The following is a 10,383-nucleotide window of genomic DNA, read 5'->3' on the forward strand; positions in this document are numbered from 1 at the left end:
CCGTGTGCGCGGCGTTCGTGACCTGCTGGGCCAGCTCCGCGGCCCGGGCCCGCTCCACCACGGACCGCGCGGACAGGCGCCGGGCCAGGGTGCGGGTGCGCCGCTCGGCGGCCGCGTGCACCTCGCGCGCCCGCGCCCGGGTCTCGGTGGCCTCGACGATCCGGCCGAGCAGATCGACCGAACCGGCCGTGAAGTCCCGCTCGGCGATCAGCTCGGCACGGCGCCCCAGCTTGTTGCCGAACCCGCCGACCAGGTCGGCGAGACCGTCCGTGTCGCGGGTGTCGGTGACGGCGCGCAGCAGCAGGTCCGTGAAGTCGGAGTCCTTCTTGACCGCGAAGAGGCCCGCGGCCTCACCTTCGTCGGCGTTCATCTCCCGCTGGTAGCGGAAGAGTTCGGGATCGAGTCCGAGGTCGCCGAGGTGCTCGTTCCACCGGTCGTGGATCTCCTCCCAGTGCACTTCGAGATGCGGATACGCCTTGCCCGCCTCGGTCAGCGCGTCACGGAAGCCCTTCATCGTGCGCCGCCGCCCCTGCGCACCGGAGGCGCCCTCGGCGACGGGCCGTACGGAGGTGGCCTCGGCGACCGGCAGGTTGTCGAGGCTGAGGCCCGGTCCGGGCCGGAACGAGTACCAGGCCTCGGCGAACTTCCGCGGGTCGTTGGAGACCTGGCGTCCGCGCCACTCGCTGGCCTTGCCCACGACCACGCACTCACCGGTCAGGGTGTGCTGCCACTCCAGGGCCACATGCCCGCAGTCGTCCGCGAGCAGGAACTTGCGCAGCACACCGGAGCTGGCACCGCCGAGGGTGTTGCGGTGGCCGGGCAGCATCACCGAGAAGATCAGCTTGAGGAGCACCGACTTGCCGCCGCCGTTCTCCAGGAACAGCACACCGGCCGGCGCGGGGCGGCGCTGCGGCCCCGTCGGCTCTTCGCGGAAGAACTCGGCCTGCTGCGGCGCGGGATCGGGCACGGGCTCGCCCACACCGCGCAGGTCAAGGACCGTGTCGGCATAGCGCGCACCGGCGGGGCCGATGGAGTAGAGGCGGACCCGGGACAGCTCGTACATGGCGGACTCTCGTGAGCGTGGTGGGCGGAGCGGGAAGTCTTATGGGTCAGGCGTCAGGTGCTGTCGGCGTGGAACGGAAGTCCCGCCCCCGCCACCAGCTCCAGGTCCTCGCCGTCCGTGGGCGGCACCAGGCTCGCGGAGCCGTCGCTCACCGGGACGACCCCGAGATCGAGCAGCTCTGCCATGGCCGCGGAACCGGCCATGTCGCGCACCTGCAGCTGATAACGAGGCGTCGTGCGATACGTGCCTCCGGAGTCGTCCCCGGTGCGCTGCAGAAACCCGGAGTCGGTGAGGAACGCGGCCGCCTTGGAGACGATTCCGGTGGTCGAACCGGCAAGCCGCCGCGCGTCCTTGGTGGCACCGGTGGAGCTGCGCCGCGCCCAGATCCGCCAGGCGGATTCCAGGCCCGGGGCGTCGGAGGCGGGGTCGGTGTTCTCGCCCGCCTCTTCGGCGCGCTCTTCGAGGCGCTGACAGGCCTGCCGTACGAAAGCGTCCACGCCGTTGACCGTGATCCGCCCGATGTACCCGTCGTCGGCCAGGTCCTCGGGCCGCGGGAAGGCGAGGGCGGCGAGCGCGAGGTGGGCCAGCCCGTGCAGGAAACGGTCGCCGGCGTCCGAGGACGCCCGGCGCGCGTAGTCCCCCATCCGTACCGCGAACAGCGAATCCTCGGCGGCCGTCACCGCCATGCCCGCGCGCGGGGACACCTCGAGGACGACCAGGCCGAGCCCGCTGGCCACCGCGTCGGCGAGCCGGGCGAACGGCGGGTCCTCGCGGTAGCGGCGGAGGAGCTCGGCGTACTCGGCGTCCCTGGCGGGCAGCAGCTTGGGCTGCAGTCCGAACGAGACCAGGCGTGCGGCGTCGGCCGCGTCGGCAGGGGTGACCGGCGCGGGTGCGGCGGGGCGGCTTTCACTCTCGCCCCAGGCGCCGGCCTCGACGTCCTTGTCGCTCACGGGCGGGGCTCCTTGTCGCGAAGGGTGCGGTGGTGCTGAACGCAAAGGGTGCTGAGGTGCTCAACACAAAGGGTGCTGAGGTGCTGTGCGCAAAGGGTGCTGAGGTGCTGTGCGCGTACGGACGTCACGCCGCCTCCGTCCGGGCGGCGGCCATCCCGACCGCGTCGAGCAGTGCGGTGCCGACGATGAGGTCGGCGCCCCCGAACTCGGGATCGTCGAGCTCCGTCCCGTCGTCCACGGCGAAGAGCAGCTTCGGCTCACCCTGGCGGTAGGCCGTGCCGACCGGCGGGCTGGCCGCGTGCACCGCCAACAAGGCCACGAGATACGGCAGTTCGGGATCGATCCGGCGGGCGTCGGCGAGCAGCCCGGACAGCCGTCGCGGCGCCTCGTGCTCCAGGTCGAGCAGCTCCATGGCCCGGGCCAGCTGCTCCTCGCTGAACCGGCTGTCGTCGGGCGTGGCGATCAGATCCGGCTCGGGCATCTCGGCACCGAGGTGCTCCCGCTCCAGCGGCGGCGTCAGCAGTATGTCGACGAGATCACCCACCCGTACGGACGTGGGCGTGCGCAGTCCGGTCCCGCGCGCGAAGAACGCGTCGGTCACCCGGATCGCCTGCTCGACCGGCAGCGGAAGGACGGGCGCCACGAGCTGTCCGTACAGATCGAGCCCGACCCGGCCAGTAGGCGGCGCGAAGGCCTGACGGTCCTGCTCGGCGCGGAAGAGCGGGCCCGCTTCGAGGAGCCGCGACTGGAGCTGGGTGTGGCGGCGGATGCAGTCCTTGACGATGTCGACGAGCTCGGCGGCCCGCCGCTTGTGCTCATGGTCCTCGGCCTCGTCGCGGGCCTTGCGGATGTTGGTGAGGATCGCGTTCTCATGCCGGTAGCGGTCGGCGACATGGTCGAGCGCCTCGGCGATCATGTCGGGCACGGCTTCCAGCCAGTCGACCGCGCGCACGTTGCGACGCGTCGCGTCCAGCGCGCGCCGCAGCGTCTCCGAGTACTGCACGGTCCGGTAGCGGGCCTGCTCGGCGGCGAGCTGCGCGTCGGCCAGCCGGCCCCGGCTGATCAGGACCTCCAGCTTCACCTCGGCGGCGATCTGGGCGCTGGTCACATCGGTGTCGAGGGCGCCCACCAGCACGTTGACGGCCTCGTCCGTCGTACGGAGATAGACACCTCCCCCGTATCCCGGCACCTCTTCGATCAGCTTGAAGTCGTAGTCGCGTCGCACATAGCTGCCGTCGGTCGCGAAAGTGCCGTACACGGCGCGGAAGCCGCGGTCGACGCTGCCGACGTTGATCAGGTTCTCCAGGACCCAGCGGGCCACCCGCTCGTGCTCGGCCTGCGGCCGCTGCGGGGCCTGGGCGGCGATGCGCGGGATGAGACGAGCCACTATCTGCTCGTGGTCGGCGCCGGTGTCGAAGTCCATGTTGAGCGTGACGAGGTCGATCGCCGAGAGGGCGACCTCGGCCATCGCGTACACCGTGTACTCACCGGCGAGATTGGCCTTGCGCACATCGAGGTCGTGCAGGGGCGCCGTGCACGCGAGCGCGCGCAGGCGCCGCGCCAGGCCCTCGTCGGCGGCCGGGCCCGGTGCCGGAGACGGATGGATCTTCGCCGGGGCAGGAGCAGTCACGACGTAGAGGTTAGGCGCTCACACTGACAACGACCGAAACGGCGCAGTTGGGACTGCTTGTCCCGGTGCATGGAGGCATGGATCGGGCGTGATCCGTCTCACAACTCGCCGGCGCGATCCGTCTCACAACTCACCGGCGCCGTCAGGCCCGGAAAGCCGCCCCGCGTACGCCGCCACGACCCGCTTGCGCGAGTCGTCCAGATACCCGGCGAGCAGTTTCTCCGCCGCCGCGCGCCCGCCCGCCTCCAGCGTGTCGAGCAGCTCGGCGTTGCGCCCGAGATACGGCTCGTGCAGGCGGTGCGGATCGTCGACGAGGTGGAAGGCCAGACGCAGTTCGGCGAAGACGCTGCGCATCAGTTCGTCGGTGCGCGCGCTGCCCGCCAGGGCGACGAGTTCGCTGTGGAAGCGGATATTGGCCGTCCCGACACCCGTCCAGTCCTCGGCCCCAGCCGCCCGCCGGCCCTCCTCGACGGCCGTACGCAGGCCGTCGAGTGCGTACGGCGGCCTGCCGAGCCCTCGTACGACCGCGCATTCGACGAGGTGTCGCGTGCGGTAGATGTCCTCGACGTCCTCGACGGTCAGAACCCGTACGAAGACGCCCCGGTTGAGTTCATGGACGAGCAGCCGCTCATGCGTGAGCAGGCGGAACGCCTCGCGCAAGGTGTTGCGCGAGACCTTGAGGGCCGTACCGATGGTTTCCTCCGACAGCCGCTCGCCGGGCGGGAAGTAACCGTCCGCGATCCGCCCGCGCAGGATGTCGGCGACCCGCTCCGCGGTGCTGGTGCGGCCCAACAGCGCGCGGTCGTCCACGAGTCCGTTCATGCACTGGATTCAACCGCAGAATCCATTCGGAATCCAAGAACCCTCCCACATGGGTATTGAGGGATCGTTGAACAATCCTCTACGGTGACAGTCACCCGCACCCCCGCACTCCCCGCACGGCACGGCCACACCCGCACAGGCACGCTCCTCCCCCTCCACCGACAGCGAGGTGCCCCGGATGACCGCGACCCCACCTTCTCGCGACGTGACCGCCGCTCCCCCGAGTCCCGTCCCCCAACTCGCCGAGGACCAGGGCCCGTTGGCCTGGTTCAAAGCGCTCGGCCCGCGCGGCCGACGCGCCTTCGGCGGTGCGTTCGGCGGCTATGCGCTGGACAGTTACGACTACTTCACGCTGCCCCTGAGCATGGTCGCGATCGCGGCCTACTTCGGTCTGAACAACGGACAGACCGGACTCTTCACCACCGTCACCCTGGTCGTCTCCGCCGTGGGCGGAGCACTCGCCGGGGTGCTCGCCGACCGGATAGGCCGTGTGCAGGCGCTGATCGTCACGGTCGTGACGTATGCCGTCTTCACCGTGGCCTGCGGTTTCGCGCCCGACTACGAGACGCTGCTTGTCTTCCGCGCCCTGCAGGGCCTTGGCTTCGGCGGTGAGTGGGCGGTCGGCGCGATCCTCGTCGCCGAGTACGCGAGCGCCAAGCACCGCGGCCGCACTCTCGGCGCCATCCAGAGCGCCTGGGCGGCGGGCTGGGGTCTGGCCGTGATCGTCTACACGCTGGTCTTCCAGTTCCTCGGCGACGACCTCGCCTGGCGCGTCATGTTCTGGACCGGCGCGCTGCCCGCGCTGCTCGTGCTCTATGTGCGCCGTAACGTGCAGGACGCTCCCGAGGCCGCCGAAGCCCGCAAGAAGAGCCCGAACAAGGGCAGTTTCACGGCCATCTTCAAGCCGGGCCTGCTGCGCACCACGCTCTTCGCCGGTCTGCTCTCCACGGGCGTCCAGGGCGGCTACTACACCCTGGCCACCTGGGTGCCGACCTTCCTCAAGACCGAGCGCGGCCTGACCGTCGTCGGCACGGGCGGTTATCTGGCCGTCCTGATCTCGGGTGCCTTCATCGGCTATCTCACCGGCGGCTATCTCACCGACGTACTCGGCCGCAAACGCAACATCGCCCTGTTCGCCGTCCTGTCCGCACTGTGCATCCTGGCCTTCGGCTCCATCCCCGAGGGCTCCAACGGGCTGCTGCTCCTGGTGAGTTTCCCGCTCGGCTTCTGCATGTCGGCGATCTTCAGCGGCTTCGGTTCCTTCCTCGCCGAGCTCTATCCGACGGCTGTCCGCGGCACGGGCCAGGGCTTCACGTACAACGCCGGACGCGGTGTCGGCGCCATCTTCCCGACGCTGGTCGGCTTCCTGTCGGACAGCTGGGGCGTCGGCGGTGCCCTGATCTTCGGCGCGCTGGCGTACGGCATCGCGGTGATCGCCCTGTTCGGCCTGCCCGAGACCCGCGGCCGGGAGCTGACATGACCAGGCCCTCGCTCCCTTACGCCGAGCGGCAGTTGCCGTCCCACCGCCGCAAGCCCCGCGCGGCGCGCGCCCACTTCCGCGCGGGCGCCGACGAACCGACGGCGGGCTGGGTGCCCGGCCACACCCAGGCCAACCTGATCGCGGTGCCCGCGGACTGGGCGTACGACATGCTCCTGTTCTGCCAGCGCAATCCCAAGCCCTGCCCGGTGCTCGACGTCACCGACGCCGGCGACTGGCGCACCCGGCTGGCGCCCGGCGCGGATCTGCGCACCGACTTGCCGCGCTACCGGGTGTGGCAGGACGGCGAGTTGACCGATGAGCCCGCCGAGGTGACCGGGTGGTGGCGGGACGATCTGGTGGCGTTCCTGATCGGGTGCAGCTTCACCTTCGAGGCCGCGCTGACCGCCGCCGGGGTCCCGATGCGCCACGTGGAGCAGGGCCGGAACGTGCCGATGTACCTCACCGACCGCCCGTGCCGCGGCGCGGGACGGCTGCACGGGCGCCTGGTGGTCTCCATGCGGCCGGTGCCGCCGGAAAAGCTGTCCACGGCCATCCGCGAGACGGCCCTGCTGCCCGCCGTGCACGGCAGTCCGGTGCACTGCGGGGACCCGTCGGTGCTCGGGATCGAGGACCTCGGGAGGCCGGACTTCGGGGATCCCGTGGACATACGGCCCGACGAGATCCCGGTGTTCTGGGGCTGCGGGGTCACCCCGCAGGCGGCCGTCATGGAGTCCCGGCCACCGTTCGCAATCACCCACGCACCGGGCCGGATGCTCATCACCGACGTACGCGACGACACGTACCGCGTCATTTGAAGCACCGTTCGACCATCACTCCGCACCGAAGGCACGTACCCGGCACATGAATCCTGTGAGTCCTCTGAGTCCTGTGAGTCCTGTGAGTCCTGTAGGACCTGTAAGACCTGTGATCGATCTCAACGCCGACCTCGGCGAAGGCTTCGGGCGCTGGCGGCTGACCGAGGACGAGCAACTGCTCTCGGTCGTCACCAGCGCCAACGTCGCCTGCGGCTTCCACGCGGGAGACGCGGCCACCATGCGGCGGGTCTGCCGACTGGCGGCCGAACGAGGCGTGCGGATCGGCGCGCAGGTCTCGTACCGCGATCTGGCCGGCTTCGGGCGCCGCGCGATGGACGTGCCCGCGGACGAGCTCGCTGCCGAAGTTGCGTACCAGATCGGCGCGTTGGAGGTCTTCGCCCGTGCGGCCGGTGCTGGTGTCGCGTACGTGAAGCCGCACGGCGCGCTCTACAACCGCATCGTGCACGACGAGGAGCAGGCCGGCGCGGTGGTAGACGGCGTGCTGCTCGCGGGCGGACTGCCGGTGCTCGGGCTGCCGGGTTCGCGGTTCCTCGAGGCCGCCGCGAAGGCCGGGCTGCCGGTGGTCGCCGAGGCGTTCGCGGACCGCGCCTACACGGACGAGGGCACGCTCGTGCCCCGTACGCGCGAGGGCGCCGTCGTCACCGATCCGTCGGCGGTCGTGGAGCGCTCGCTCGGTCTGGCCCGTGACTGCGCGGTGAGCTCGCTCGACGGGCGGCCGATCACGGTCAGGGCGCGCTCGCTGTGCCTGCACGGCGATACGCCAGGGGCGGTGGAACTCGCCCGCCGTGTACGGGCACGGCTCCTGGAGAGCGGCATCGAAGTGGCGGCCTTCGCATGAGCGCCTCCTCGGCCCGGCGCATCCTGCCCGTCGGTGACGACGCCCTGCTCGTCGAGCTCGACAGCGGCCCCGAAGCCCAGGCTCTGCACGCGGAGTTGATACGGCTCCGCGCGGCGGGCGCCTTCCCCGCGGTGCGGGAACTCGTCCCCGCCGCCCGCACCGTACTCCTCGACGGCCTGGGCGAGCCTCCGCGCCAGGTCGCGGCCCGTCTGGCCGCGCTCGTGGTACCGCCCGCACCGGCACCGACCGGCCACGTGATCGACATCCCCGTCCGTTATGACGGCCCCGACCTGGCCGAGGTCGCCGCGGTCTGGGACGTGCCCGTCACCGAGGTCGGCCGGATCCACTCGGCGCTCGAATTCCGCGTCGCCTTCTGCGGGTTCGCGCCCGGCTTCGGCTATCTGACCGGTCTGCCCGAGCGGTACGCGGTCACCCGCCGCCCCAGCCCGCGCCCCTCGGTCCCGGCCGGCGCGGTGGCCCTGGCCGGCCCGTACACGGGCGTCTATCCACGCTCCTCGCCCGGGGGCTGGCAGATCATCGGCAGCACGGACGCCGTCCTGTGGGATCACACCCGTACGCCGGCCGCGCTCCTCGCACCGGGCACGCCCGTACGGTTCCGGATCGACGGGGACGCCTCGTGAGCGCGTCCGCCGCGCCGGCCTTCCGCACGCCCTGCGCACCGCGATCGGAGCGCTCCCGGTGCCGCCTGCGCGGGGAGTCCGCATGACCGACCGCGCCCTCGTCGTCGTACGGGCCGGCGCGCTGAGCACGGTCCAGGACCGCGGCCGCCCCGGCCACGCCCATCTCGGCGTACCGCCCTCCGGCATGCTCGACGCCCCCGCCGGCCTCCTCGCGAACCGCCTCGTCGGCAACGCGCCCGACGCGGCGCTCCTGGAGACCACCCTCAACGGCGTTGCGCTGCGCCCGCGTTGCCCGGTGACGGTGGCGGTCACGGGCGCGCCCTGCCCGGTGACGGTGGACGGCCGGCCCGCCGCCTGGGGCGCCCCGGTCCGGGCCCCCGCGGGCGCGCTGCTCGGGGTGGGCACGGCCACTTCAGGTGTACGTTCCTACGTCGCCGTCTCCGGCGGCCTCGACGTGGACCCGGTGCTCGGCAGCCGCTCGACGGACCTGCTCTCGGGCCTGGGCCCGGCCCCGCTCACGGACGGCACGGTCCTTCCGCTCGGCGCCGCCGGCTCCTCGTACACTCCCGTGGACCTCGGCCCACAGCTCGCACCGCCCACGGAGCTCGTGTTGCGCATCGCGCCAGGACCCCGCGCCGACTGGATCACGGACAGCGCCCGCACCACGCTCACCACCCGCACCTACCGTGTCTCCTCCACGAGCAACCGCATCGGCCTGCGCACGGAGGGCCCGCCCCTGGAGCGCGCGATCCTGCGCGAACTCCCCAGCGAGGGCCTGGTCCTGGGCGCAGTCCAGGTCCCCCCGAACGGCCACCCGGTCATCTTCCTGGCGGACCACCCGACGACGGGGGGCTACCCGGTGGTGGCGGTAGTCCGCACCCCCGACCTACCGGCCGCGGCACAGGCCGCACCGGGGACGCCGGTTCGGTTCATCGGTTGAGACCACTTCAGCCCTGCGGCGCTTGAGCAGATCCTTCAGCCAGCCCCTGCGGCGCTTGAGCAACCCATCCAGCCCCTGCGGCGTTTGAGCAGATCCGAACGAAGTTCGGATGCGGGGTCCGGGGCGAAGCCCCGGTTTCGGGAAGGGGCGGGGCGGGGAGAAAGGCCCGCCGCAGGCGCCACCCACCCGCACACTTCACGCCGCCCCCACCACCTCCCCCGCCGAAGCCGAAGCCGCACCCGACACCGAGGCCAACGCCGCCGCCACCGCACGAGCAGACCGCACGTCCAGAGCGACCGATGTGCCCCGCACCCGATGGCGCACCTCATGCGCGGCCAGCGTCAGAAGCTGCGGCAACAGATCCGCACACCGCCGCACCACCCACCCCGTCCCCGCCGTGGCCAGCCACCACACACCGGCCGACCGCGTGGGCGCAGCCTGCCCGGGTGCGAGGGACGGTGAGGGACCCACCTCATGCCCCAGAGCCGAGAGCCGCGCATGGAAGCGGGCGGCGAGCATCCGGTGGCCCCGCTCCCCCGGATGCAACCGGTCCGCACTCCACATCGCCCGATCCGCGACCCACGCATCATGCGCCGCATGCAGATGCACCGCCCCGTACCGCTCCGACAGCGCGTGCACCACCGCGTTCACCGCCCGCTGCCGCCGCGCGAGCGGCCGGGCGAGCGCGCCCGGCAACCCGAGCATGGCCCCGGGGTCGGGCAGGCACGCGGTCAGGAGCACCGCGCCCCGCGCGGTGAACGCCCCGTAGACGGTGTCGAGCCGGGCCGCCACCGCCTGGATGTCGAAGGTGCACCGCAGGGTGTCGTTGACGCCCACGACCACCGACACCACGTCGGGCGCGAAGGCCAGCGCACCCGGCGCCTGGCGCTCGAGGACGTCACGCGTCTGGGCACCGCTGACCGCGAAGTTACGGAATTCCACGGGCTGTTCCGCCGGAGCGAGCGTCGGCGCGAGCAGCGCGGCCCACCCCCGCCACGTATCCCCGACGGGATCCCCCACCCCTTCGGTGAGCGAGTCCCCGAGCGCCGCGAACCGCAGGGCGCGCCTCACGACCGCACCTCCCGCACGAGGGCCCCGGCGGGAGCCGACGCATCATGCGCCGCCAGAAAGGCGGCCACCGCCCGGTCCCACCCGAAGCACTCGGCCCGCGCACGAGCCGCAC

The 10,383-nt window shown here is 72.1% G+C and carries 9 protein-coding genes and 1 pseudogene; 5 read left to right on the forward strand and 5 right to left on the reverse strand.

The features are described 5' to 3' along the window. The 4 genes and pseudogenes from ABT367_RS38600 to ABT367_RS38615 form a co-directional block, all read right to left on the reverse strand. Nucleotides 1-1,063, reverse strand: a pseudogene (locus ABT367_RS38600) (hypothetical protein); the annotation flags it as partial. 53 nt (nt 1,064-1,116) lie between these two features. Continuing rightward, on the reverse strand, nt 1,117-2,013 hold the full coding sequence (locus ABT367_RS38605; RefSeq protein ID WP_352258292.1) for a hypothetical protein: 897 nt from the start codon (nt 2,011-2,013) through the stop codon (nt 1,117-1,119). A gap of 124 nt (nt 2,014-2,137) precedes the next feature. Further along, nucleotides 2,138-3,643, reverse strand: coding sequence for a hypothetical protein (locus tag ABT367_RS38610; protein WP_165333811.1), 1,506 nt, complete (start codon nt 3,641-3,643; stop codon nt 2,138-2,140). 123 nt (nt 3,644-3,766) lie between these two features. Beyond that, the gene (locus ABT367_RS38615; protein WP_352258294.1) at nt 3,767-4,465 is read right to left on the reverse strand and encodes a GntR family transcriptional regulator; all 699 of its coding nucleotides are present in this window, start codon (nt 4,463-4,465) and stop codon (nt 3,767-3,769) included. A 178-nt stretch (nt 4,466-4,643) separates the two neighbouring features. Between ABT367_RS38615 and ABT367_RS38620 the strand changes: the two genes are divergently transcribed. The 5 genes from ABT367_RS38620 (at nt 4,644) to ABT367_RS38640 (ending at nt 9,200) form a co-directional block, all read left to right on the forward strand. Then, nucleotides 4,644-5,945, forward strand: coding sequence for an MFS transporter (locus ABT367_RS38620; RefSeq protein WP_352258296.1), 1,302 nt, complete (start codon nt 4,644-4,646; stop codon nt 5,943-5,945). Next, the gene (locus ABT367_RS38625; protein WP_352258298.1) at nt 5,942-6,760 is read left to right on the forward strand and encodes a putative hydro-lyase; all 819 of its coding nucleotides are present in this window, start codon (nt 5,942-5,944) and stop codon (nt 6,758-6,760) included. Before ABT367_RS38620 ends, ABT367_RS38625 begins: the two co-directional genes overlap by 4 nt. 109 nt (nt 6,761-6,869) lie before the next feature. Next, nucleotides 6,870-7,619: a LamB/YcsF family protein gene (locus tag ABT367_RS38630; RefSeq protein WP_352258299.1), complete on the forward strand. Its 750-nt coding sequence runs from the start codon at nt 6,870-6,872 to the stop codon at nt 7,617-7,619. Then, a complete protein-coding gene (locus tag ABT367_RS38635) occupies nt 7,616-8,260 on the forward strand; it encodes a 5-oxoprolinase subunit B family protein (protein WP_352258300.1) in 645 nt (214 codons plus the stop codon). The genes ABT367_RS38630 and ABT367_RS38635 overlap by 4 nt, the downstream gene beginning before the upstream one ends. A gap of 82 nt (nt 8,261-8,342) precedes the next feature. Continuing rightward, on the forward strand, nt 8,343-9,200 hold the full coding sequence (locus tag ABT367_RS38640) for a biotin-dependent carboxyltransferase family protein (protein WP_352258302.1): 858 nt from the start codon (nt 8,343-8,345) through the stop codon (nt 9,198-9,200). A gap of 195 nt (nt 9,201-9,395) precedes the next feature. Here ABT367_RS38640 and ABT367_RS38645 read toward each other — a convergent pair whose 3' ends face one another. Beyond that, entirely contained in the window at nt 9,396-10,271 is an 876-nt protein-coding gene (locus ABT367_RS38645; RefSeq protein ID WP_352258304.1) for an SGNH/GDSL hydrolase family protein, read from the reverse strand. Nucleotides 10,272-10,383 lie beyond the last annotated feature (112 nt).

The organism is Streptomyces mesophilus (assembly GCF_040300965.1).
Classification (GTDB): Bacteria; Actinomycetota; Actinomycetes; order Streptomycetales; family Streptomycetaceae; genus Streptomyces; species Streptomyces mesophilus_A.

Bases quoted from the DNA above. Each gene is read 5' to 3' on its own strand.
- ABT367_RS38615 (WP_352258294.1), bottom strand. From the start codon at position 4,465: ATGAACGGACTCGTGGACGACCGCGCGCTGTTGGGCCGCACCAGCACC.
- ABT367_RS38620 (WP_352258296.1), top strand. From the start codon at position 4,644: ATGACCGCGACCCCACCTTCTCGCGACGTGACCGCCGCTCCCCCGAGT.
- ABT367_RS38625 (WP_352258298.1), top strand. From the start codon at position 5,942: ATGACCAGGCCCTCGCTCCCTTACGCCGAGCGGCAGTTGCCGTCCCAC.
- ABT367_RS38635 (WP_352258300.1), top strand. From the start codon at position 7,616: ATGAGCGCCTCCTCGGCCCGGCGCATCCTGCCCGTCGGTGACGACGCC.
- ABT367_RS38640 (WP_352258302.1), top strand. From the start codon at position 8,343: ATGACCGACCGCGCCCTCGTCGTCGTACGGGCCGGCGCGCTGAGCACG.